Source organism: Streptomyces sp. NPDC059499 (assembly GCF_042749285.1).
Classification (GTDB): domain Bacteria; phylum Actinomycetota; class Actinomycetes; order Streptomycetales; family Streptomycetaceae; genus Streptomyces.
Genome location: NZ_JBHYTT010000024.1, coordinates 66,307 through 88,077, shown reverse-complemented (window position 1 = coordinate 88,077; position 21,771 = coordinate 66,307). Strand labels below are relative to the sequence as shown.

Here is a 21,771-nt window from a genome sequence, read left to right as displayed (position 1 = left end):
CCCACATGCACAACCACGCCCTCGCCGCATGATCAGACAGGACTTCAGCCCGGCGTCAGCACGCCACCACACAGCCTTCTGCAACACGCTTTACGCGCCGTTGCGCATCTCCGCGACCAGCAGGCCGCCCGGGGCCAGGGCGCGGCGGCAGGATGTCAGGAAGCCGTCGAGCTGTTCGTTCGTGTGGCAGTACAGCAGCGAACTGTCCAGGCACACCGCGGCGTCGAAGGCGCGTCGGCCGGGATCGAACGCGCTCAGGTCCGCGCGTACGTAGACCGGTCCGGGGTGGTGGACACGGGCGTGGGCGAGCATCGAGGAGGAGAGGTCGACGGCCGTGACGCGGCGTCCCGCACGGTGGAGGTGGGCGGCATCGCGTCCGGTGCCGCAGCCCAGGTCCAGGACCGCCGGGCCCGCCCCGTACCGCCGCAGGCAGTCCTCGGCCCATCGGCCGGCGAGCCGGCCGGGGTCCGGGAACCGGGCCTCGTACAGCGCGGGGCGGTCGGTGAGCAGGTTCCCCGTCCCTGCGGTTCCCGTGTGCTTCATGCCGTCACCGGTACGGGGGACGGGTGCGCCGCCGGAAGGGTGCCGATGCGGTGGAGCCATGCCACGCCACCTGCGGATACGAGGCCGAGCACGAGACAGCAGACCCAGGGCAGCAGTCCGGCGGCGCTGCCCGCCCCACCGCGCCCGGCCGCGTCCATCGCCCAGCCGACGGCGGTGTTGCCGACTGCCGCCGCGATTCCGGAGACCGCGTAGAAGATCCCGAAGTACGTTCCCGTCAGTTCGGGCCGCCCGAAGCCGGGGATCAGTTCCATGACGAACGGCTGCGCGGTCATGATCCCGAGATGGAGCAGGAAGGCTCCGGCCAGTACGGGCAGGGCGCGCAGGGCGGTGTCCGTGGCACCGCTGGGTGGTGCGCCGGTCCCCGCCAGTGTCATGGGCGGTATGAAGGCGAGGGCCATGAGGGCAAGACCGGTGGCTATCCAGCGGCCCCTGCTGCCGCGTCGCTTCAGTACACGGGTGATCCGGAGCTGCAGGGCGAGGCCGGCGAGCGTACCGACGAGGAAGACGAGTCCGGCCGCACCGTCCCAGCCGGTGGCCCGCCGGGCGCTGTCGGGCAGCAGCAGGTAGAGCTGGTTCTCCAGGGTGAACATGCCGACCATGACCAGTGCGAAGGCGAGGAAGGCGCGGTTGCCGACGGCCTCCCGCCAGTCGGCGGTGACGCTGCTCGTGGCCGGTGGCACCTCGCGGGCGGGGAGGACCAGTGCCTGGGCGACCGTGAGCAGGGCGAAGATCGCGGCGGCGGTGAGCGCGGAGGCCCGGAAGTCGACGAGGAGCAGGGCACTGCCCAGGAGCGGGCCGATGAGGGCACCGGTGGTCGCGAAGACGTTGAAGAGCGCGAAGGCCTCGGCCCGGCGCTCTCCCGCCTCCTGGGCGAGATACGTACGGACGGCCGGGTTGAACAGGGCCCCTGCCACTCCGCTGAGCACCGAGGCGGCGAGCAGGACGGGCAGTCCGTCGCCGAGAGCGAACAGGGCGAAGCCGACGGTGCGTATCGCACAGCCGGCGATGATGACGCCACGCGCGCCCAGCCGGTCTGCGGCCGATCCGCCGATGAGGAAGAGGCCCTGCTGGCTGAGGTTGCGCACTCCGAGGACAATGCCGACGACGGCTGCGGACATGCCCAGGTTGTCGCCGAGGTGGACGGCCAGGAAGGGGATGAGCAGGTAGAAGCCCGTGTTGACCCCGAGTTGGTTGACCAGGAGGAGCCTGATGGCGAGCGGGAAACCGCGGATCTCGTGCCAGGTCCTCATGACACCGCCGCCTCGGACGTCCCGTGCTCCACCGCGGTGCGCTGTCGCACGCCGAGCCCCGGCCGCCCGGTCGTTCCCACGAAGCCGTCGGCGCCGCCGATGCCGGTCCAGGGGTCGTGGGCGAGCAGCAGGTGCCCGTCGAGGTCGATCCAGCGGGCACGGTCGGCGATGTGGACCGCCGGGGCGATACCGAGGGTGCTGGCGGTCAGACAGCCGAGCATCAGGTCCGTCCCGCTGCCCTCGATGAGGGCGGCGATCCGCAGTGCGGCGTGGACTCCGCCGCACTTGGCGAGTTTGACGTTGATTCCGTGGACGCGTCCGGCGAGCCGTCGGGCGTCCTCGTAGGTGACCGCGTCCTCGTCCGCGATGACGGGCAGCGGGGACCGGGCCGCGAGTCGCGCCAGGGCCTCCGGGTCGCCGGGGGCGAGCGGCTGTTCCACGGCCTCGATGCCGAGTTCGGCGAACCGGGGCAGGAGCCTGCGGGCCTGGCCCGCGGACCAGGCGCCGTTCGGGTCGAGGAGGAGCCGGGCGCCGGGGGCTGCCGCGCGGACGGCCCGCACCCGGTCCAGGTCGGTTTCCTGGTCCCGGTCGCCCGCCTTGATCTTGATGACGGAGAACCCGGCGTCGGCCAGCAGGCGGGCTCTTGCTGCCGCGCGGCCCGGAGAGGTGAGGGAGATCGTGCGGGCGGTGGCGGCCCTCGGTGCTTCGGGGGAACCGAGGAACCCGTGTACGGAGGTGGCGGTGCGCTTGCCGACCAGGTCGAGGAGCGCCGCTTCCGTGGCTGCGGTCACGGCGGCGGGGGTGTCCGGGGTGGTGAGCTCCCCGACGCGCAGTGCGTGCAGTGCGGTCTCCGGCACGGCGAAGCGGGTGAGCTGCCCTGCGACGTCGGCCAACAGCCTCTGCAGTGCCGAGGTGCCGAGGCCGTAGAAGACGCTCGTGACGGCCTCGCCGTGACCGCGCAGCCCTTCGTGTTCTACGGTCAGCCGCACGGCGTCGCGCGAGGTCATGGTCGAGCGTGAGATCCGCAGCGGTTCCGCGAGGACGAGCCGGCCGGTGTGCTGGGTGACGTTCACCGCTGCCTCTCCAGGTGTTCGGCGAGCGGGTCGGTGACGGTGGTGCACCTGGCCCATCCGGCGTTCGGGGCGGCGCGGGGGTGCGGGATCTCCACGGGTTCGGTGGCCGCGAGGTCCGGGGCGATTCCGTGGGCGGTCGTGAAGTCGTCGTCGTAGACGCTTCCGAGGTAGCGGTGCGGTCCGTCGGGGAAGACGGTGGCGACGGCCGCGCCCGGCTGGGTGCGGGCGGCCCACGCGGCGACGCGTGCGACGGCGCCGGTGCTCCAGCCGCCGCTGACGAAGTTGCCCCGGGCGAGGCGTCGGCAGGCGTCGGCGGCCTCGGCCGGACCGACCCAGTGGACCTCGTCGAAGACGTCGTAGGCCACGTTGCGGGGATGGATGCTGCTGCCGAGCCCGCGCATCAGGCGTGGTGCCGCGGACTGCCCGAAGATGGTGGATCCGGTGGAGTCGACGGCGATCATGCGCAGGGCGGGCCAGTGCCTGCGCAGCGGCCCGGCGATCCCGGCACTGTGCCCGCCGGTGCCGACGCTGCACACGAGGATGTCCAAGTGATCTAGCTGGGTTGCCAGTTCGGCGGCCAACGAGGCGTAACCGGCCGTGTTGTCGGGGTTGTTGTACTGGTCGGGCCAGTACGCGCCGGGCAGCCGGCCGAGCAGGTCGTGCAGCCGTTCCAGCCGGGCGCCCTGCCAGCCGCCCCGTGCGGCCGGACGGTCGACGAGCTCGAGCCGGGCTCCGTAGGCGCGCAGCAACTGCCGCATGGACGGTTCGAGTTCACTGTCGCCGACGAGGACGACGGGGTGGCCGAGCGCCTGTCCCGCGAAGGCCAGACCTATGCCGAGGGTGCCGGAGGTGGACTCCACCACGGGTGCTCCGGGGCGCAGTTCGCCGCGTTCCTCGGCTCCCAGGAGCATCGACACCGCGGCCCGCGCCTTCATGCCGCCGACGGCGTGCCCTTCGAGCTTGGCCCAGAAGCCGGGGTGGGGTGCCGGGAGTCCTGTCGTGATCCTGGCCAGCGGGGTGCGGCCGAGGAGTGCGAGGAGTTCGCGGTGGGGTGCGAGGGTCTGTGGTGCTGCCGCTGTGGTCACAGGGTGCCTCCGTCGTCCGCCGGGTGCCGGTGCTCGGTTCCGGATCCGCCGGCGCCCGCCGGGGAGCGGCTGTCCGTGCCCGCCCGGTAGCGGTGGACGGTGCCGGGTCCGCCGTCGAGCCAGAAGAAGGGGTACGGCTCCGCGCAGACCGCGGTCACTCCGGCGCCGAGGAAGCGGGGCAGCACCGCGCTCCCTGTCTGGGCGAACATGACGAGGGGCTTGCCGCGGTCCAGGGCGCGCCGGCGCAGCGGATCGAAGGTTTCGTTGCCGAGCGTCATGCCGGAGGCCAGCACGGCGTCGCAGTGCGCGACGGCTTCCAGGGCGTCGGTGGCGACGGGTTCGCCCCATTCGGTGGTGCCGCCCTTCAGGTCGCACGGCAGGCCGGTGATGTCCCGTGCGCGCAGTTCGGCGAGCAGGGAGTTGACGACTCCGACGACCAGGACCGTGCCGCCGGGCGCGACAGCCAGCAGATCGACGACGGCCTTCGCCCGCGCACGGGAGCGCTCGATCGACGTCCCGGCGGGTACGGCCACGGCTTGCGCCCCGTCCGCCCGGCTGTGCGGCAGGACGTCCATCAGGTAGGCGTCCAGCGCCGCGACCCGTACCGGCAGCAGCGGATGGGCGAGGAGACCGGCCACGTCCGCACCGGCGCAGTCGTCGACCGTCCCGGCAGGGAGGGCGCCGGGTTCGACGGAGCAGGAGCCGACGGCCCGGCCGAGGCGGAGGCTCAGCACCTCGTTGCGGTACCCGCCGCGCCGCCCGTCGTGCCGTGCGGCCTGGGACGTCGTGAAGGCCACGGAGACACGGCGGGTACGGGGATCCGGACCCAGTTCCCCGGCCAGTGCGCGGTGCAGGAGCACGTCGAGGGTGAGGGTCTCGGCCTCGGCGGAAGAAGCCGTCGTCATGACCGCACCAACCGGGGGCGCAGGCCTGCGAGCAGCGACTCGACGCGGTCACGGGCACCGAGCCCTGCGGCGTCGCCCGCCATGACGTGGCCCAGGTAGGCGTTGTTGCTGTCCGCCGCCCCGACCGTCCGTCCCGGTTCGGCGAGCTGGATGTCGAGCACTCCGTCGGCGTCGCGCAACCCGGCGGATCCCTCGACGGAGGCCAGCGTGCCCATGGTGTCCGGGACCAGGAATCCGATGGCGGCACTGCGCAGTCCGGTGTCGCGCCGGCGGAGATCGGGCCGGCGGCCGAGCGCCACGTCGACACAGGCGGCGGCGAGGTCGATGCCGGTGACGTGACGTACGAGTTCGGTGATGCGGTTTCCCGCGGGGCGTGGGTTGACCTCCACGACGCGGGGTCCGTCGGCGGTCAGCTTGATCTCGGTGTGCGCCACGACGTCGTCGAGTCCGAGTGCGGTTCCGGCGCGTACGGCGGTGTCCGCGGCGGCGGCGATCCTGTCGGGGGTGAGGTCGGCGGGGAACATGTGACCGGTCTCGACGAAGGCCGGCGCACCGCCGACGCTCTTGTCGGTCACCCCGACGACATGGACGGTGCCTTCGTACGTCACGGTCTCGACGCTGACCTCGGGGCCCCGCAGGAACTCCTCGAGGAGGATGTGGGCCGTGCGGCGCTGTCCACGGGCGTTGACGGGGAACGCCTCCAAAGCACGGCAGGCCGCGGCCAGTTGCGCTGCGTCGTCGACACGCCGGACGAGCATGCCCGCGCACAGGTCCACCGGCTTGACCACCAGTGGATAGCCGATGTCCCGCGCGGCCTCCGCCGCGGCGACGGCGTCCTCGCAGACCGCGAACCGAGGGCCCGGGAGGCCCGCGGCGGCCAGGATCCGGCGGGTGGCGTCCTTGCGGCAGGCGTTCTCCATCGCGTCGGGTGCCGGGCCCCGCAGACCGAGCCGGGCGGCGATACGGGCGGCCGCGGGCAGGTAGTAGTCGCAGGAGGTGATCACCCCGTCGAAGGGAAGCGCTCCGTGCAGCCGCTCGGCCAGCGGGAGCAGCGCTCCGAGGTCATTGGTCGGTGCCGTGACGACGTTCCGTGCGGTGAGCAGCGGATGGGCCGTGCCCTCCGGTGCGGCCCGGAGGTAGTGCTGCAGGTCGCGGGTGAGGAAGGTGAAGTGATGCCCGCCCTCACCCAGCGCCCGCGGCAGCAGTCTGCTCATCGATCCGACCCAGCTCTCGACCACCAACAGGTGAGCCACGAGCTCCCCCTTCTCACAGTGCCGTTGGGAATGCCGGGCAGGCAGAGCTCACCCCGGTGCGGGGGCTGTCCTGCCCGACGGCCCACACGCTATCGATAATCGTTTTCATTGTCATCTAAAGCTTCGTCATGCTCTTTCGCGCACCGCTTCCGTTGCGGTGATCGCTGGACCGGAGTGGAATTGCGTACAGGGACCCGGAACGGGCGCGACGATCCCCGGCGCCCCGCGGACGCGGCGGCAGCCCCACCCACCCCCGGATCGAAAGGAAGAGACCATGAGCGACACCGACCGGGGGGACGACGTCTACCAGCCCCAGGAACCGGAAGCCTCGGACCCCGACGACCTGCTCGATGTGGAGGACACCCTGGACACCACGGGGGTCACCGACGTCCTCGACGAGGGGTACTCACCGCCCGATCGGCCGTGGGCGGTGAACGACGAAGGCACCACCGCGACGGAAGGACACACGGGCCAGTCCCTCGACACCCGTCTGACCAGGGAGATTCCCGAAGTCTCGGAAGACGGCGACGGGCCGGGAGATCTGGCCGAGGGTGACGGCGAGCTCTACGACACGGAAGTGGGCACCGACCGCGCCGGACGCCTCACCCAGGGTGGCGACGGCCACGTCCCGGCCACACTGACCGCCCAGGACGTCGGTATCGACGGTGCGGCGGCATCGGCCGAGGAGGCGGCGATGCACGTGATTCCCGAGGAGGAGGACCTCCTGGGCGAGGAGACCGCCCGCTGAACGCCCACCCGCCGAAACCCGTATCCCTGACCGGCATCCCCGAACAGATTGCAGGAGCACCCATATGAGCGGCACTGCGCAGATCGGCGTCACTGGACTCGCGGTGATGGGCCGCAACCTCGCCCGGAACTTCGCCCGGAACGGTTTCACCGTCGCCGTGCACAACCGCACCACCGCGAAGACCGACGCCCTCGTCGAGGAGTTCGGACAGGAGGGCACATTCGTCGCCGCGCACACCCCGCAGGAGTTCGTCGCCGCCCTGGAGCGCCCCCGCCGTCTGGTGATCATGGTCAAGGCGGGTGAGCCGACGGACGCCGTGATCAAGGAGTTCGCCCCGCTCCTGGAGGACGGCGACGTCATCATCGACGGCGGCAACGCCCACTTCGAGGACACCCGTCGCCGCGAGAAGGAACTGCGCGAACGCGGGATCCACTTCGTCGGCGTGGGTATCTCCGGCGGCGAGGAGGGCGCGCTGAACGGGCCGAGCATCATGCCGGGCGGTTCCGAGGAGTCCTACGCGTCTTTGGGGCCGATGCTGGAGAAGATCGCCGCCAAGGCGAAGGACGGCTCGCCGTGCACCACCCACATCGGGCCGGACGCCGCCGGACACTTCGTGAAAATGGTCCACAACGGCATCGAGTACGCCGACATGCAGCTCATCGCGGAGGCGTACGACCTGCTGCGGGCCGTCGCGGGCTACTCCCCCGCCCGGATCGCCGAGACCTTCCGCAGCTGGAACACCGGGCGCCTCGACTCCTACCTGATCGAGATCACGGCGGAGGTGCTCGCCCACACGGACGAGGCGACGGGCAGGCCGTTCGTCGACATCGTGCAGGACCGGGCGGAACAGAAGGGCACCGGCCGCTGGACCGTGCAGATCGCGCTCGACCTGGGTGTGCCGGTGTCCGGGATCGCCGAGGCCGTCTTCGCCCGCTCCCTGTCGGGACACGCCGATCTGCGCGAGGCCGCCCGTGAGCTGCCGGGGCCCACCGCCGCCGCACTGGACGAGGCGGACGCGGCGGCCTTCGCCGACCGGGTCGAGCAGGCGCTGTACGCATCGAAGATCGTCTCGTACACGCAGGGGTTCCACCAGATCAGGGCCGGCAGCGACGCCTACGGCTGGGACATCGATCTCGGGGCGGTGTCGGCGATCTGGCGGGCCGGGTGCATCATCCGCGCCGCGTTCCTGGACCGGATCCGGGCGGCGTACGACACCCGACCCGACCTGCTGAGCCTCCTCTCCGACAAGCAGTTCGCCGAGGAGATCGGAGCGGCGCAGGACGACTGGCGCTCGGTGATCGGCGAGGCCGTGCGCCAGGGTGTGCCGACTCCCGGTTTCGCGGCGGCGCTCTCGTACTACGACGGGCTGCGCGCCGACCGGCTGCCGGCGGCACTCACCCAGGGCCAGCGGGACTTCTTCGGGGCGCACACCTACCGGCGCACGGACCGTGAGGGTTCGTTCCACACGCTCTGGGGCGGCGACAGGTCGGAGACCGCCACCGGCTGACGGCGCGGCTCCTTCGCCCGGCCGGACCGCCCGGAGTGCGGCCGGGACGGGGCTGTGGATTAGTGGCAGGGAGTCCTGCCACCACCCACGGAGTGCGCGCATGCCCGAGGCCGTCCCGGATCCCGTCGTCGTCCAGCCCGTCGTCACGCCGCTGACCAGCGCCGCGTTGGTCCTGGTCGCCACGATCGAGCCCGGGGGCGAATCCGCGGTACGCGAGGTGCTGCCCGATCTCGCCGCGTTCGCCCGCTCGATCGGCTTCCGGGTGCCGGACGCCGGGCTGGCGTGTGTGACGGGCTTCGGCTCGGACGCCTGGGACCGGCTGTTCTCGGGTCCCAGGCCGGCCGCCCTGCATCCGTTCCAGGAGTTGCGGGGTCCGCTGCATCATGCTCCGGCCACCCCGGGCGATCTGCTGTTCCATGTCCGGGCGGAACAGATGGACGTCTGTTACGAGTGGGCGTCCCAGCTGCTCAGCAGGCTGGGCGGCGCGGTGGAGGTCGTCGACGAGGTCCACGGATTCCGCTATTTCGACCACCGGGACCTTCTCGGCTTCGTCGACGGTACGGAGAACCCCGTGGGCAAGGACGCCTTGGCGGCGGCGCTGGTCGGCGAGGACGATCCCGCCTTCGCGGGCGGCAGCTACGTCATCGTGCAGAAGTACCTCCACGACCTGACCGGCTGGAACGGTCTCAGCACCGAGCAGCAGGAACGGATCATCGGCCGCACCAAGTTCGCCGACGTCGAACTCGCCGACGACGTCAAGCCCGCCGATTCCCATGTCGCGCTGAACACCATCACCGGCCCGGACGGCACCGAACAGGACATCCTGCGCGCCAACATGCCCTTCGGAAGCTTCGAACGAGGCGAATTCGGCACGTACTTCATCGGATACGCCGCCGATCCCGGAGTGACCGAGCAGATGCTCCGCAACATGTTCCTCGGCAGCCCGCCCGGCACTCACGACCGCATCCTCGACTTCTCCACGGCGGTCACCGGCACGCTCTTCCACGCCCCCAGCGCCGATTTCCTCGACGCCCCTCCGCCGTTGCCCGCCTCCGCCGCTTCCGGGGCCCTGCCTGGGCCGGTGTCCGCGCCGGCGCCGCAGTCCCCGTCCGCCGCCGCGGTCCGTGACGGTTCGCTGCGCATCGGCAGCCTGCAAGAAAGCGCCTCATGATGAACAACCTCCATCGCGAACTGGCCCCCGTCACCGACGCCGCCTGGGAACAGATCGAAGAGGAAGCCCGGCGCACCTTCAGCCGCCATGTGGCCGGCCGACGTGTGGTGGACGTCCATGACCCGGAGGGTCCGGGCCTGGCCGCCATCGGCGACGGGCACCTGCGCGACATCGACCCGCCCACCCCCGACGTGATCGCCCGCGCCCGCACGTCCACGCCCGTCATCGAGTGGCGGGTGCCGTTCACAGTGACCCGGGCGGCCGTCGACGACGTGGAACGCGGCTCCGAAGACAGCGACTGGCAGCCCGTCAAGGACGCGGCCCGCACCTGTGCGTTCGCCGAGGACATGGCCGTCATCGACGGGTACGCGGCGGCCGGCATCACGGGCCTGCGGGACGGTTCCTCGCACACCCCTCTCGCGCTTCCCGCCGACGCCCGGGACTATCCGGCCGCCGTGAGCCAGGCACTGACCCGGCTGCGCCTGGCCGGTGTCGACGGACCGTACCGGCTGCTCCTCGGTGCCGACGCGTTCACGGAGGCCACCGAGACCTCCGACCACGGCTATCCGGTGGCCACCCATCTGGCCCGGGTGCTCGACGAACCGATCCTGTGGGCGCCTGCCGTCAAGGGCGGTGTGCTGCTGTCCACCCGCGGCGGCGACTTCGAACTGTGTCTGGGCCAGGACCTGTCCATCGGCTACCTCGACCACGACGCCACGGACATCCGGCTCTACTTCCACCAGGCCTTCACTTTCCGGATGCTGACGCCCGAGGCCGTGATCGGGCTCATCGCCTGACCTCGCGTGCCCGCGACCGGCGGTCAGGAGCAATCGCGTGCCCCGGGCCTGCGCAGGGCCGACACTGGCCGTATGACGTCGACATCTCCCGTGAGCGAAACGGATCCCCTGCGCGCCCCGTCCTCCACCAGGTTCAGCGAGACGATCCGCCGGGCGGTCGCGGACGGCCTGCTCAGCGAGGAACAGCCCGTCGCCGGCTTCCTCGACGCGAACGGTGTGCGCGACTCCGTCGCCGCGCTGCACGACGCGTTCGCCGCCGTCCCCGGGGTGCCCGTACTGCACACCTTCGCGGCCAAGGCCGCGTCCCTGGTCCCCGTACTGCGGTTGCTCGCCGACTGCGGCATGGGGTGCGAGGTGGCGAGCCCCGGCGAGCTGCGGCTCGCCGTCGAGGCGGGATTCGATCCGGCGAGGATCGTCCTCGACTCGCCCGCCAAGACCCGCGACGAGCTCCGGCTGGCCCTGTACCTCGGCGTCGCCGTGAACGCCGACAGCTTCTCCGAACTCCGCCGCATCGGGGAACTGCGGTCGACCGGATCGGCGTCCGTGATCGGGCTGCGGATCAATCCGCAGGTGGGAGGCGGTTCCATCGGGGCGATGAGCACGGCCACCGACACATCGAAGTTCGGTGTCGCCCTGGGTGATCCCGGCGTCCGCAAGCAGGTCGTACAGGCCTTCGCCGAGCGCCCGTGGCTGACGCGGCTGCACACCCATGTCGGCTCGCAGGGCTGCCCGCTCGAACTGATCGCGGCGGGGGTCGCCGAGACCTACCGGCTGGCCGAGGAGATCAACGAGTCGGTGGGCACCCGGCAGATCACCGGCATCGACATCGGCGGCGGGCTGCCCGTCAACTTCGACGACGACACAGTCCGCCCGTCCTTCGCCGACTACGTCGCGGCGCTCCGCGCGGAGGCCCCCGGTCTGTTCGACGGCCGGTACGCCCTGGTCACCGAGTTCGGCCGGTCCCTGCTCGCCAAGAACGGCTTCATCGGGGCGCGGGTCGAGTACACGAAGGACGCGGGCGGACGGCGTATCGCGCTCACCCACGCGGGGGCGCAGATCGCCACCCGCACGGTCTTCATGCCCGAGGCCTGGCCGCTTCGGGTCGGCGCCTTCGACGCCGAGGGCCTCCCCCGGACCGGGCCGCCGATGGTCCAGGACGTCGCGGGGCCCTGCTGCTTCGCCGGAGACGTCGTGGCTCACGCCCGGGAACTGCCCGAACTGCGGGAAGGCGACTTCGTCGTCCTGTACGACACCGGGGCGTACTACTTCTCGACCCACTGGGCCTACAACAGCCTGCCCCGTCCCGCCGTGTACGGCTTCGTCGACGACCCCGGCGGAGGCGGTGTGCGCTTCGCTCCGGTGCGGGACGCGCAGTCGCTGGACTCGGTGGCGGCGGAGAGCGGGCTGGGCCACGTCGCCGCGCTGGTGGGCCTGAGTACCGGCGCCCCCAGAAAATAGTAGCCATGTACATAATATCCATGTACCTTATTTTCCATGAGCAGCACTCCTCCGAGCAGCACTCCCTCCAGCAGCGCCCCCGGAGCACCGACAGCCGGGTTCCTCGTCTGGCGTCTCTCCATGAAGTGGCGCGTCGCCGTCGACAGGGCGCTGGTTCCCCTGGGCCTCACACACGCGCAGTACTCGCTGGTGGGATCGCTCCACGGCATGCAGCGCTCCGGTGAACGCCCCAGCCAGCGCCGCCTCGCGGACCACACGGGCCTCGAACCCCTGTACGTCTCCAAGCTGGCCCGCTCCCTGGAAACGGCCGGCCTGGTGGAGCGGACGCCCGACCCGGCCGACACCCGGGCGGTCCAGCTGGCCCTCACGGACGAGGGCAGAGCGGTCGCTGCGCGAGCGGTCGAGGTCGTCCAGGAGCTCATGGACCGGCTGCTGGCACCGCTGGGCGGACTCGGCGGGCCGGAGGCCGAGGCGTTCACCCGGACGCTGGCAGTGCTGCTGGACGAGCCATCCACTCCCAAGGAGCAGCCATGACCAGCACCATCACCGTCAACGGCCAGATCATCGGCAGGGCCCACTACGCCACGCGAGCCGTGCTCGAGAAGGTGCTGGCCAGGTCCGGAATCACCTTCCACCAGGCGGTGGCGCTCAACGCGACCGCCGACGAGGGCGGCGCGATGGAGCGGGACCGGCTCACCGACCGCATGACGAGCACCCTCAAGGTCGACGCGGACACGGCCGCGGCGGCGATCGACACGCTCATCGCGTCCGGACTCCTCGGGGACACCGGCTCCCGCCTGGCACTCACGACGAGCGGCACGGCCCTCCAGCACGACATCCGGACCGGGACCGCCGAGGTCACCGCCGGTCTCTACGCGGACCTGCCCGCCGAGGACCTGGCCACGGCAGGCCGCGTCCTGGCCACGGTCACGGAGCGGGCGAACGCGGTCCTGGCCGCCGGGTGACGCGGCGCCCGCGGCTCATCCCGCGGGCTGCGGCGAGGGTTCCGGCTCGGGCACGGGCTCCGGGTTCGGGCTCGGCGGCGTGGGAATCGGGTCCGGGGCCGGACCGGGAGGCACGGGACCGGGCGGCACGGGCGGCGGCGACGGCACCGGCGTCGGGGGTCCCGGCACGGGCGGCGGAGTCGGCGCGGGCGGTACGGGGTCGGGGTACGGGTGGGTCATCTCGGGCCTCCAGACAGCAGCGAAGGGCGGAGTGGATCTCATCTCCACCGTCTCCCCGTGCGGCTGCCCGCGCCTGCCGAGTCCATACGTGCGGACCGTGCGGGTCACCGTGCTCAGAGCAGCTCGGGATGCGACTCGAGCTGCTTCTTCGCCCCCTGGACCAGCTCTTCGGGGGCCTCGGGCGCCTGCTCGGGATGGCGCTGGGCCCACTTGGCGACGTACGGACAGAGCGGCACGACGGGAACACCCTCGCGCGCGGCCATGGCGTAGAACTCGGTGGCCAGGGCGCCCGCGATGCCCTTGCCCGCGTGCTCGGGCTCCACGACGGTGTGCACGGCGACGAGGGCCCCGGGCTCGGGATGCATCACGAAGTACGCGATGACCCCTGCGGCCTTTCCGTCCTCGTACGCCACCAGCCTGCCGTGCTCCCGGTCGTCCCGGATCTCGACTGCGGTGTCTCCTGCTGCCATGGTGGGTACTCCCTCGAACCGGTACGACAGGGCGGGGCGGACTGCGTCAGGCGCGCGCGGGAACGGCGTGCGGGCTGCGCTCGGTGCGGGTGCCCGGCACCGGTGCCGAGGCATCCGTCCCCAGAGCGACCACGCGGTTGTCCGCGTCGACGTGCACGATGCTCGGCGTGAGCGTACGGGCCTCGGCATCGTCGACCTGGGCGTAACTGATGAGGATGACCAGATCGCCGGGGTGCACGAGGTGGGCGGCCGCACCGTTGATCCCGATGACGCCGGAACCGCGTTGACCCTCGATGACGTACGTCTCCAGCCTGGCACCGTTGTCGATATCCACAATATGGACAAGCTCGCCGGGAAGCAGATCCGCGGCGTCCATCAGATCGGCGTCAACCGTCACAGATCCGACGTAGTGCAGGTCGGCCTGGGTCACCGTGGCCCTGTGAATCTTCGACTTGAACATGGTACGCATCATCGAAGTACTCCTGGATCTAGGCTCCCTGCCTGCGTTTTTGCAGGTCAAGTGCTGTTTTCACACTCTACAACGAGTCGCAGGTCCAGGCAGCTGTCCCCAGGTTTTTCAGGACTCGATGCTGACCACCTGCCGACTTCACTGACGGTTCGTCAGGAAGGATCGAGAGGACTCCTCGGCCCATCCGCTCCCCCGCCGTGGCGACGACGCAAGTCTACGCAACGCCCCTCGCCGGCTCCTCGTGACTACCGTCACTGCGGGCATCTCGCGATACTCGCCCAGCCCTGCCAAGTGGCGGCGGCTGGGTGGAGGGCTCGCCCCGGACAGCTCGGGGTATCCCGGTAGGCAGCGCCATGGAATCGACCGTGCCGGCAGGCGCAACAACCTGGCTCCGGCGTCATGATGGGCGAGCGAGGTATGCAGTTTTGGCGTCGGGTGAGAAGCCGCACGCTCGGTAGAAGGCGTGTGTGGCGGGAGTGCGCGAGCCTGTCTGCAGCATCGCTTTGTAGCAGCCCGCGTCCCATGCGGCTTGGAGCGTGCCGGCCATGATCTGCTTGCCCAGACCGGTGCCCCGCAGGGTTTCCTCAACTACGACGTTCTCGATGACCGCATAGGGCGATGCCGACCGGGTGAGGTTCGGGATCAGGTTCAGGTACGTCGTGGCGATGATGGCCCCATCGGCTTCGAGGACGAACAGGTGCAGGCCGGGTGAGCCCAGAATGTGCGCGAACGCCGCTGCGTCGGACTTGTCACGCAGCACCGGGTCCCCCGGATGCAGTTGCCGGTAGAGGCGCATTATGTGTTCGAAGTCGCCTGGCCTGGCCTCGCGGAATTGAGTCATGTCCGCAGGCTAGCGCTCCGACTGCGGAGGGTGATCTTCATGCCTGATTCGCAGCTTGCCGACTGTAATGACTGGCACGGGCGCGGACTTGATGGCGGCAGCGCCAATCGGACAAGCCCGCGCCGTGGACCGGCCTGGCGACGAGCGTGGTGAACCGGCGCTGGATCTCGTTGCAGGTGAGCGGTACCAGGTCGGTCGCACCGGGATGCCGGGCGTGCTCCTGTCACCGGGAACTGTCGCGAGTCGAGTCATGCGGGGGTTCGAGCAACCCCCGTCCGCCCGCCCCACCTCAGTGCGCCGCGTCCAGCCGCGCCCGCTGCTCTTCCGTCAGTTCCAGGTCGACCGCCGCCAGGTTCTCCTTCAGCTGGGCCACCGACGACGCCCCGGCCAGCGGGATCAGGGGAAGCCGGCTGCCGATCTGCCAGGCCAGAACGACCTGGTTGATGCCCGCCCCCGTCTCGGCGGCGACCTCGCGCAGGACCGCGAGCCGGGCAGGGGTGCCGGGGTGGTCGTAGTCCTCGGGGAGCGGCTTGTCCGGGCGGGTGTACGCGCCGGCGAGCAGCGGTGAGTAGGCGACCAGCGTGAGGTCCTGTTCGGCGCGCAGATAGCTGAGCAGTTCGGGTCCGGCGTGACCCAGGCTGCCGTCCTCGAAGAGGGGGCTGGGTACGTCGAAGCGGGGGCGGAGGTGACTGTGCTGGTACTGCAGCACCTCGTAGCCGGGCAGCCCGGCCGCGGCCGCGAGCGCCCGGGCGCGCTCCACTCGCCAGACGGCGTGGTTGCTGGCCCCCAGCAGCCCGACCGTGCCGTTCGCCGTCAGTTCCCCGAACGCCTCGACGGTCTCGGCGAGCGGGACGGACCGGTCTTCGATGTGGGCGTAGAGCAGGTCGAGCTTCTCCACCCCGAGACGTTCCCGGCTGCGCTCGGCGGCCTCGCGCACCGCCTTGGCCGACAGGCCCTCCGGGTTGTCGATGAACCCGGTGCCGGGTGCGAGCGGTTCGGCGCCCAGTTTGGTGGCGATGACAATCTCGTCCCCGACACCGCGGCTGCGCCGCCACTTGCCGAGCAGCCGTTCGCTCTGGCCGCCGAGGCCGCCCTCGATCCAGAACGCGTAGTTGTCGGAGGTGTCGATGAAGGTGCCGCCGGCCTCGACGTAGTGGTCCAGGATCGCGAACGACGTCCTCTCGTCGGTGATCGACCCGAAGAGCATGGCGCCCAGCGCGAGGACGCTCACCTCGCGACGGGTGGCGGGATCTGTGCCGATGGTGCGGTACTTCATGACGTTCCCCTCCGGTTCCGGTCACCGTCGTCCGGTGGCCATGAGCAGGAGTCTGCGTGTTGAAGTGCGCTTCAACGCAAGGGTGTCGGGGAGATCGGCCGCCGGGTGTTGATCACCTCCGCCTCACTTGGTCCTTGACCTCGGAGTCCGGACGACGCTTCGTACGTGATCACTCGGATCGCTGGCGCGGTCAGCCGGGTACCGCTCTCCTCGGGTCCGCCGGAGCCATGTCCCGTGCGATATCGCGTGTGGTGCGACCGAAGATCTCGATCGCACGGTTACCTCCGTCCGACCGCCACGTCAGGCCGTATCCGAGGGGTTTGTCCCCCACCACGGGGACGTAGCAGATACCAGGACGACCGTGGTAGAGGGCGACATGGGCCCCTGCAAGCAGAGCCCCGTTGCCGCCCGCGACGAGCGTCAGTGCCTCCTGGAAGTTGGTGACGGACGGACCCTGGCCGATCTCCCGGCCACTGGGGGTGCGCGTCGGCAGTTGATGCTCCAGCCAGTACGCCGGAATGTCTCCCGCGATCGTCAGCAACGCCACACCTGCCAGGTCCTCGAGCGTCACCGTGTCCCGTCCGGCCAGGGGATGCCCAGCGGCGACCGCCAGCACCCTTTCCTCGGCCAGGAGCGTCGGTCCGCGGGTCAAGTCGTCCTCGTGCACGGGGAAATCGGTCAACTGGAGGTCGAAATCGCCCCTCCGCAGCATTCCGTACGGGTCCGAGAGCGGCACTTCGCACACCTCGACGGCGAGTTCGGGATGGGTGGTGCGCAGCCTCTCGGTCGCCTTCATCACCATCTCTCCGGCCAGTGGTGTGGAGAAGCCGACGTGCAGCACTCCCTCGATGGCGCGCGCCGACGCGACGGCACGCCCCAGGGCGCTCTCGATGCCCCGGTAGTGCGGCTCGAGGTCGTCGCGGAGTCGGCTGCCGAGGGCAGTGAGCGCCACACTGCGACTCGTCCGCGTGAACAGAGGCGCTCCTACGCGTCGCTCCAGCTTCTGGATGAGCTGACTCACCCGTGCCCGGGAGAGGCGCAGACGGGTGGCGGTCCGGCCGAAGTGCAGTTCCTCGGCAAGTACGAGAAAGCATTCGAGTTCGTTCTGGTCCATGTACGTCTCCGGGATCGCGTAGGACACGGATCGGTAAGCCTGGTTGAACGAACGTTGCGATCATCGCTGTTGTTCCCGTCCGGGGTGTGGAGAAGGCTTGAGGCATCACCAACTCCCAACACTCCGGAAGGGGTTCCTCGTCATGAGTGCCTTGAGTACCTCGAGCGGGCCGGGCTCGCGCAAGTGGGGCGTGCTGCTCGTGCTGTGCGGCGCGATCTTCCTCGAAGGCATCGATGTCGCGATGCTCAACGTGGCGCTGCCGTCTATCCGCGCCGACCTCGGACTCTCCACCGGTGACCTGCAGTGGGTCATGAGCGCCTACGTACTCGGTTACGGCGGCTTCATGCTCCTCGGCGGGAGGGCGGCCGACCTGTTCGGACGCCGTCAGATGTTCGTCCTCTGGCTCACCGTCTTCCTTCTGTTCTCCGGGCTCGGCGGATTCGCCACCGAGGGATGGATGCTGATCGTCGCGCGGTTCGTCACGGGCGTGGCGGCGGCCTTCATGACCCCGGCGGGTCTGTCCATCATCACGACGGGCTTCGCCGAAGGTCCGGAGCGGAACAAGGCGTTGCTCCTCTACTCGGGCACCGCCGCGGGAGGCTTCACGGTCGGGTTGGTCGCCGGCGGGTTGCTCACCGCCATCGGGTGGCGCTGGGTCTTCTTCGCCCCGGTCGTTCTGTCCTTCCTCATCCTGGTCGCCGCCCTCGCGTTCGTCCCCAGGTCACAACGCCCGGACAGAACCGGCAAGCGGGTCGACGCCGCCGGTGCCCTCACCATCACCACTGCTCTCGTGCTGACCGTGCTGGGCGTCGAGCGTGCGGCACACGCCGGGATCGTGGCCAGTTCCGGAACCCTGCTCGCCGGGCTGGCGTTCCTCGTGGCCTTCCTCGTCATCGAACGGCGCTCCGCCGAGCCCTTGGTACGCCTGGGCATCTTCCGCAGCGGATCCCTGGTGCGGGCGAACCTCTCGGCGATGCTGTTCGCCGCCGGCTTCTTCGGCTTCCAGTTCCTGGTGGTGCTGTATCTCCAGGAACTGCGTGGCTGGTCGACGCTGCAGACGAGCTTCGCGATGCTGGTCATCGGGGTCGACGCGATCCTCTCGCCGACCCTCACCCCACGGCTGGTAGCCCGCTTCGGGAACGCCAAGGTGATCTTCGGGGGGCTCCTGCTGGCCGTGCTCTCCTACGGGCTGTTCCTCCCGCTGGGAGCGGACTGGAGCTACGCGGCGATGTTCCCGGGCCTGATCGTCCTCGGCCTCGCCTTCTCCCTGGCGTACGGCCCGCTGACCATCGTGGCCACGGAAGGGATCGCCGAGGAGGAGCAGGGGCTCGCGGGCGGACTCCTGTACACGGCCTTCCAGTTCGGTGCCGCCCTCGGGCTCTCCGCGGTCACCGCCGTCAGCGTGGCCGCCACACACGCGGAGACGTCTGCCGCACAGCTGGACGGTTACCGGGCCGGTCTGCTCGTGCCGTTCGCGGCGGCGCTGGTCGCCGCCGTCATCAGCGCCTTCGGCCTGCGCTCCCGACGGGGCTCCGCGCCGTCCGTCGCGGTGAAGGGCGTGCCGGACGCCGCCGAGCGATCCGGCATCCCCGCTTCCCGCTGAATCTAGAAAGGACAGGCTCGTGACCGACACCGTCAGCGCGTTCTCCGAGATCCAGGACTCCTTCCTCGCCTACATCCGCGACATCAAGTACGCGACCATGGTCACGGTCGACCGCCGGCACCGCCCACGCGCTCGTGTGCTGCTTCCCGTGTGGGAGATCGTCGACGGCGAACCGGTCGGCTGGCTCGCCGCGAACCGGACCCCGGTCAAGAGCGCGCACCTCGCGGACAACCCCCACACGACGTACGCGTACTGGAATCCCCGCCAGAACGCGGTCTTCGTGGACAGCGTCTCCAGCTGGGCCGACGATGAGAAATCCAAGGTTCATGCGTGGGACCTCTACAAGCGGGGCGGTCCGCCGGGTCTGGGCTACGACCCGGTCCACTACTGGCGTGGCGGTCCCGGCGATCCCGACTACCACGTCCTGCGCATCGATCCGTGGCGTATCCAGCTCGTCCGGGGTTCCGATCTGCGCAGCACGCTGTGGCGGAAGCGGGAGCCCGCCCCGGCGGTCGCCTCGTCCGCCTCGAAGGACTCGACCGGGAGGCCGCCGGAAAGGCCCCCCGATCGAAGCACTCCTCCGCTGCACACCGCCCGTGCCGGAGCGGACCGTCACGTGCGGTAGCGGGAATGTTCGATGTGCCAGACGTAGGAGGCGGCGACGGCCTCCAGGGCCCGAGCGTGATCGGCAGACTCTCCGACGGAACCGGTGGTGAGGTCAGTGATGCGACTGCGCACGATGGCGGCCTCCTCCTCACACATCCGGGCCGCTTGCCGGAAAGCCGTCTCGATGTCGCAGTCGTTCTCACGCATCAGCAGCGTGGGCAGGCTCAGCGGGATCGGTCCCTCGTCGGCTGCTTCCTTCGCGTAGGAAGCGACATCGTTGATCCATCCGGCGAGGTTGGCCACGGCCGATTCCAGCTCTCGGACCGCCGCCGAGGAACGCTGCTGCCGGGTGAGCTCGTATCCGAGCGCCACCTCCGCGGCTGCCATGACGGTGCGTACGAAGACCGTGTGAGGGCGCATGGCCCGGTAGTCGCGGAACGTGATGCGGCCGGGGGTGTGGAGGTGGTGCGCCTCCCAGAGGATCCCGAAGAGGTTGTCGCGCAGGTGGGCGGTGATCCTCAGATACTGCGTGGGCGTGGCCCGTTCCTCGATGCGGACCAGGAGGTCCCGCAGGGCGGCACCGAAGACGCTCGGCTCGCCGGCGGCCCGTTCGTCGTGGTGGCCGGCGAGCAGCTCGATGAGTTCGCCGCTCCTGCGGACAAGTGCGGCGAGGTCGTCGGCTCCCGCGGTCTCTCCGCAGGTGTCGTCGAACGCGGTGAGCCACAGGAAGAGGTCGGCGCAGAGAAAGAGGCTGTCGATGTCGGCCGTCGGGAGGGTGCGGGCGATGCCCCGGCTCGTGATGTTGCGGAGCGCCCTCAGCGCTCCCGGCGAGCCGATCAGGGGATAGGTGTCGAGCCAGTCTTCGGTATGCCGCTCGATGGCGGCCACGTGAGGACTGACGAGGAAGGGGCCGGGGAAGGAATCGCGAAGGTCCGGCATCGGCAGGGCGGCGGGGAGCGCAGGGGGCATCCTCAGGGGGGTGTCGCTCATGCCGCGGGCCCCAGGACCGCATGCTGCCTGGCTTCGACGATCATGTCGAGGGAGGACGGGTGCACGGTGATCTCGGGGATCGGCCGGACCGTCTTTCCGGGAGCCGGGCGCAGTCGCCACCGGGACGCGACGAGTGCCGTGATGACGACGGCCTCGGTCAGGGAGAACTGGTCTCCGATGCACATCCTCTTGCCGACCCCGAAGGGGATGAAGGCTCCTCGCGGCGGCTGGGGACGTTCCGGGATCCAGCGGTCGGGGTCGAAGCGCAGCGGATCGGGGAACAGTTCTGCGTCCCTGTGCATGGCGTAGGGGCTCCACATGACGTCCGTCCCCGCCGGCAGCCGGAATTCGCCGATCTCCACGGGGGAGATGGCCTGCCGGGTGAGGATCCAGGCGGGATTGTGCAGACGCAGGGTTTCGTCGATGAGCCTGCGGGTGAAGACGAGTTGGGGAATGTGCTCGAGGGCGATCGGTCCGCCGGCGAGCACGGAGTCGACTTCCTCGTGCAGTCTGCGCTCCAGTTCCGGATTGCGGCCCAGCTCGTGGAAGAGCCAGGCCAGGGTGACCGCGGTGGTCTCGGATCCTGCCGCGAGGAGCGCGGTGACCTCAGCCATGACCTCCTCGTCGCTCAGATGGCCGCCGGTCTCGTTCGGGGCGGTCATGAGCAGGGACACCAGGTCGTTGTACGCGTCGGGGTTCGCCCGGTGGTCGGTGATGATGGCTGTGATGGCCTCGCGCAGAACGGCGTTGGCAGCCCGTGCCTTGCGGTTGCCGGGCGTCGGCAGCCGTTCCAGGGCCGCGACGGGGACCATGGCATGCGTCAGAGCGGCCTTGAAGACGGTGTCGACGCTGTTGAGGATCGTCTGTGCCGGTCCTGGTTCCGGGGTGGAGGAGAACAGGGCCGCCATGACGACGCCTTGGGCCATCAGCTGCATCTCGTTGCACACGTCGAGGGTCTGGCGGTCGCCCCAGGCCGAGAGGGACGGCTCCACGGTTTCCCGCATCATCTCGATGTAGCCCGCGACCTGTTCGCGGTGGAGGGCGGGGGACATCATGCGCCGTCGGTTCAGGTGCTGCTTCCCCTCTGCGACAGGCAGCGGGTTTCCCCCGAAGAGTTTGAGCTTCTCGAAGAGCAGCCCCTTGTTGAAGTGCTGGGACTGGCGCGTGAGTACGTCGTGGAGCAGCTCGTGCGAGTTGATCACGACTATCGGCTTGGGGCCGATGTCCAAGCGCACGATGGGCCCGTAGGAGCGGAGCTTCTGGACGTATGCCAGCCGGTCCCTGATCAGAGGCAGTGCGTGTCCTACGAGTGGCAGCCGACCCGGTGCGGTCGGCGGCAGGTCCTTCTCGGCGCTCACGTGCCTGTCCTCACTCTTTGTCTGGGGGGTGATCACGGGGGTCCGTCCG

The 21,771-nt window shown here is 70.3% G+C and carries 21 protein-coding genes and 1 pseudogene; 9 read left to right on the top strand and 13 right to left on the bottom strand.

What is annotated here, in order from left to right; genetic code table 11:
• Positions 1–93: 93 nt before the first annotated feature.
• From ACFW9O_RS34810 to ACFW9O_RS34785, 6 genes and pseudogenes are all read right to left on the bottom strand, one after another.
• Positions 94–543 (bottom strand): annotated as a pseudogene (locus ACFW9O_RS34810) (class I SAM-dependent DNA methyltransferase); the annotation flags it as partial.
• Positions 540–1,814, bottom strand: coding sequence for an MFS transporter (locus ACFW9O_RS34805; protein ID WP_384614991.1), 1,275 nt, complete (start codon positions 1,812–1,814; stop codon positions 540–542). The gene ACFW9O_RS34805 and the pseudogene ACFW9O_RS34810, both read right to left, overlap by 4 nt.
• A complete protein-coding gene (locus tag ACFW9O_RS34800; RefSeq protein ID WP_384614990.1) occupies positions 1,811–2,887 on the bottom strand; it encodes an enolase C-terminal domain-like protein in 1,077 nt (358 codons plus the stop codon). Before ACFW9O_RS34800 ends, ACFW9O_RS34805 begins: the two co-directional genes overlap by 4 nt.
• The gene (locus tag ACFW9O_RS34795; protein WP_384614989.1) at positions 2,884–3,972 is read right to left on the bottom strand and encodes a PLP-dependent cysteine synthase family protein; all 1,089 of its coding nucleotides are present in this window, start codon (positions 3,970–3,972) and stop codon (positions 2,884–2,886) included. Before ACFW9O_RS34795 ends, ACFW9O_RS34800 begins: the two co-directional genes overlap by 4 nt.
• Positions 3,969–4,877, bottom strand: a complete 909-nt coding sequence (locus tag ACFW9O_RS34790; protein WP_384614987.1) for a Rossmann-like domain-containing protein — start codon at positions 4,875–4,877, stop codon at positions 3,969–3,971. Before ACFW9O_RS34790 ends, ACFW9O_RS34795 begins: the two co-directional genes overlap by 4 nt.
• Positions 4,874–6,130 (bottom strand): ATP-grasp domain-containing protein, encoded by a 1,257-nt coding sequence (locus tag ACFW9O_RS34785; RefSeq protein ID WP_384614985.1) that lies wholly within the window; start codon positions 6,128–6,130, stop codon positions 4,874–4,876. The genes ACFW9O_RS34790 and ACFW9O_RS34785 overlap by 4 nt, the downstream gene beginning before the upstream one ends.
• Before the next feature lie 274 nt (positions 6,131–6,404).
• Between ACFW9O_RS34785 and ACFW9O_RS34780 the strand changes: the two genes are divergently transcribed.
• The 7 genes from ACFW9O_RS34780 to ACFW9O_RS34750 all read left to right on the top strand — a co-directional run bounded on the left by ACFW9O_RS34780 (position 6,405) and on the right by ACFW9O_RS34750 (position 12,776).
• The gene (locus tag ACFW9O_RS34780) at positions 6,405–6,878 is read left to right on the top strand and encodes a DUF5709 domain-containing protein (RefSeq protein WP_351174458.1); all 474 of its coding nucleotides are present in this window, start codon (positions 6,405–6,407) and stop codon (positions 6,876–6,878) included.
• Between the two features lie 64 nt (positions 6,879–6,942).
• A complete protein-coding gene (gene gndA / locus ACFW9O_RS34775; RefSeq protein WP_384614982.1) occupies positions 6,943–8,385 on the top strand; it encodes an NADP-dependent phosphogluconate dehydrogenase in 1,443 nt (480 codons plus the stop codon).
• A 100-nt stretch (positions 8,386–8,485) separates the two neighbouring features.
• The gene (locus tag ACFW9O_RS34770) at positions 8,486–9,556 is read left to right on the top strand and encodes a Dyp-type peroxidase (protein WP_384614980.1); all 1,071 of its coding nucleotides are present in this window, start codon (positions 8,486–8,488) and stop codon (positions 9,554–9,556) included.
• Positions 9,556–10,353, top strand: coding sequence for a family 1 encapsulin nanocompartment shell protein (locus ACFW9O_RS34765; RefSeq protein WP_384614994.1), 798 nt, complete (start codon positions 9,556–9,558; stop codon positions 10,351–10,353). The genes ACFW9O_RS34770 and ACFW9O_RS34765 overlap by 1 nt, the downstream gene beginning before the upstream one ends.
• Before the next feature lie 72 nt (positions 10,354–10,425).
• Positions 10,426–11,811, top strand: coding sequence for a diaminopimelate decarboxylase (locus ACFW9O_RS34760; RefSeq protein ID WP_384614978.1), 1,386 nt, complete (start codon positions 10,426–10,428; stop codon positions 11,809–11,811).
• Between the two features lie 36 nt (positions 11,812–11,847).
• Positions 11,848–12,345 carry a MarR family winged helix-turn-helix transcriptional regulator gene (locus ACFW9O_RS34755; protein WP_384614976.1) on the top strand — a complete coding sequence of 166 codons (498 nt, stop codon included), beginning with the start codon at positions 11,848–11,850 and terminating at the stop codon, positions 12,343–12,345.
• Positions 12,342–12,776 (top strand): hypothetical protein, encoded by a 435-nt coding sequence (locus ACFW9O_RS34750; protein WP_384614974.1) that lies wholly within the window; start codon positions 12,342–12,344, stop codon positions 12,774–12,776. Before ACFW9O_RS34755 ends, ACFW9O_RS34750 begins: the two co-directional genes overlap by 4 nt.
• Before the next feature lie 332 nt (positions 12,777–13,108).
• Here ACFW9O_RS34750 and ACFW9O_RS34745 read toward each other — a convergent pair whose 3' ends face one another.
• The 5 genes from ACFW9O_RS34745 to ACFW9O_RS34725 form a co-directional block, all read right to left on the bottom strand.
• On the bottom strand, positions 13,109–13,465 hold the full coding sequence (locus ACFW9O_RS34745) for a GNAT family N-acetyltransferase (protein ID WP_351174448.1): 357 nt from the start codon (positions 13,463–13,465) through the stop codon (positions 13,109–13,111).
• Between the two features lie 46 nt (positions 13,466–13,511).
• Positions 13,512–13,937: an aspartate 1-decarboxylase gene (panD, locus tag ACFW9O_RS34740; protein WP_384614973.1), complete on the bottom strand. Its 426-nt coding sequence runs from the start codon at positions 13,935–13,937 to the stop codon at positions 13,512–13,514.
• Positions 13,938–14,331: 394 nt separating this feature from the next.
• A complete protein-coding gene (locus ACFW9O_RS34735; RefSeq protein WP_384614971.1) occupies positions 14,332–14,775 on the bottom strand; it encodes a GNAT family N-acetyltransferase in 444 nt (147 codons plus the stop codon).
• A 289-nt stretch (positions 14,776–15,064) separates the two neighbouring features.
• Entirely contained in the window at positions 15,065–16,051 is a 987-nt protein-coding gene (locus ACFW9O_RS34730; RefSeq protein WP_384614969.1) for an aldo/keto reductase, read from the bottom strand.
• A 190-nt stretch (positions 16,052–16,241) separates the two neighbouring features.
• Positions 16,242–17,192: a LysR family transcriptional regulator gene (locus ACFW9O_RS34725; RefSeq protein WP_384614967.1), complete on the bottom strand. Its 951-nt coding sequence runs from the start codon at positions 17,190–17,192 to the stop codon at positions 16,242–16,244.
• Positions 17,193–17,307: 115 nt separating this feature from the next.
• Here ACFW9O_RS34725 and ACFW9O_RS34720 point away from each other — a divergent pair, with 115 nt between their 5' ends.
• Entirely contained in the window at positions 17,308–18,768 is a 1,461-nt protein-coding gene (locus ACFW9O_RS34720; RefSeq protein WP_384614966.1) for an MFS transporter, read from the top strand.
• 19 nt (positions 18,769–18,787) lie between these two features.
• Positions 18,788–19,393 (top strand): pyridoxamine 5'-phosphate oxidase family protein, encoded by a 606-nt coding sequence (locus ACFW9O_RS34715; protein ID WP_384614965.1) that lies wholly within the window; start codon positions 18,788–18,790, stop codon positions 19,391–19,393.
• Here the strand turns inward: ACFW9O_RS34715 and ACFW9O_RS34710 are convergent.
• Both ACFW9O_RS34710 and ACFW9O_RS34705 read right to left on the bottom strand, forming a co-directional pair.
• Positions 19,381–20,364: a terpene synthase family protein gene (locus ACFW9O_RS34710; protein WP_384614963.1), complete on the bottom strand. Its 984-nt coding sequence runs from the start codon at positions 20,362–20,364 to the stop codon at positions 19,381–19,383. The genes ACFW9O_RS34715 and ACFW9O_RS34710 overlap by 13 nt on opposite strands.
• Complete coding sequence (locus ACFW9O_RS34705; protein ID WP_384614961.1) at positions 20,361–21,722, bottom strand: cytochrome P450; 1,362 nt, start codon at positions 21,720–21,722, stop codon at positions 20,361–20,363. Before ACFW9O_RS34705 ends, ACFW9O_RS34710 begins: the two co-directional genes overlap by 4 nt.
• Positions 21,723–21,771: the final 49 nt, after the last annotated feature.

Coding starts and splice junctions, on each gene's coding strand:
- ACFW9O_RS34805 (WP_384614991.1), bottom strand. CDS start 1,814: ATGAGGACCTGGCACGAGATCCGCGGTTTCCCGCTCGCCATCAGGCTC.
- ACFW9O_RS34790 (WP_384614987.1), bottom strand. CDS start 4,877: ATGACGACGGCTTCTTCCGCCGAGGCCGAGACCCTCACCCTCGACGTG.
- ACFW9O_RS34780 (WP_351174458.1), top strand. CDS start 6,405: ATGAGCGACACCGACCGGGGGGACGACGTCTACCAGCCCCAGGAACCG.
- gndA (WP_384614982.1), top strand. CDS start 6,943: ATGAGCGGCACTGCGCAGATCGGCGTCACTGGACTCGCGGTGATGGGC.
- ACFW9O_RS34770 (WP_384614980.1), top strand. CDS start 8,486: ATGCCCGAGGCCGTCCCGGATCCCGTCGTCGTCCAGCCCGTCGTCACG.
- ACFW9O_RS34765 (WP_384614994.1), top strand. CDS start 9,556: ATGAACAACCTCCATCGCGAACTGGCCCCCGTCACCGACGCCGCCTGG.
- ACFW9O_RS34760 (WP_384614978.1), top strand. CDS start 10,426: ATGACGTCGACATCTCCCGTGAGCGAAACGGATCCCCTGCGCGCCCCG.
- ACFW9O_RS34755 (WP_384614976.1), top strand. CDS start 11,848: ATGAGCAGCACTCCTCCGAGCAGCACTCCCTCCAGCAGCGCCCCCGGA.
- ACFW9O_RS34750 (WP_384614974.1), top strand. CDS start 12,342: ATGACCAGCACCATCACCGTCAACGGCCAGATCATCGGCAGGGCCCAC.
- ACFW9O_RS34745 (WP_351174448.1), bottom strand. CDS start 13,465: ATGGCAGCAGGAGACACCGCAGTCGAGATCCGGGACGACCGGGAGCAC.
- panD (WP_384614973.1), bottom strand. CDS start 13,937: ATGATGCGTACCATGTTCAAGTCGAAGATTCACAGGGCCACGGTGACC.
- ACFW9O_RS34735 (WP_384614971.1), bottom strand. CDS start 14,775: ATGACTCAATTCCGCGAGGCCAGGCCAGGCGACTTCGAACACATAATG.
- ACFW9O_RS34730 (WP_384614969.1), bottom strand. CDS start 16,051: ATGAAGTACCGCACCATCGGCACAGATCCCGCCACCCGTCGCGAGGTG.
- ACFW9O_RS34720 (WP_384614966.1), top strand. CDS start 17,308: ATGAGTGCCTTGAGTACCTCGAGCGGGCCGGGCTCGCGCAAGTGGGGC.
- ACFW9O_RS34710 (WP_384614963.1), bottom strand. CDS start 20,364: ATGAGCGACACCCCCCTGAGGATGCCCCCTGCGCTCCCCGCCGCCCTG.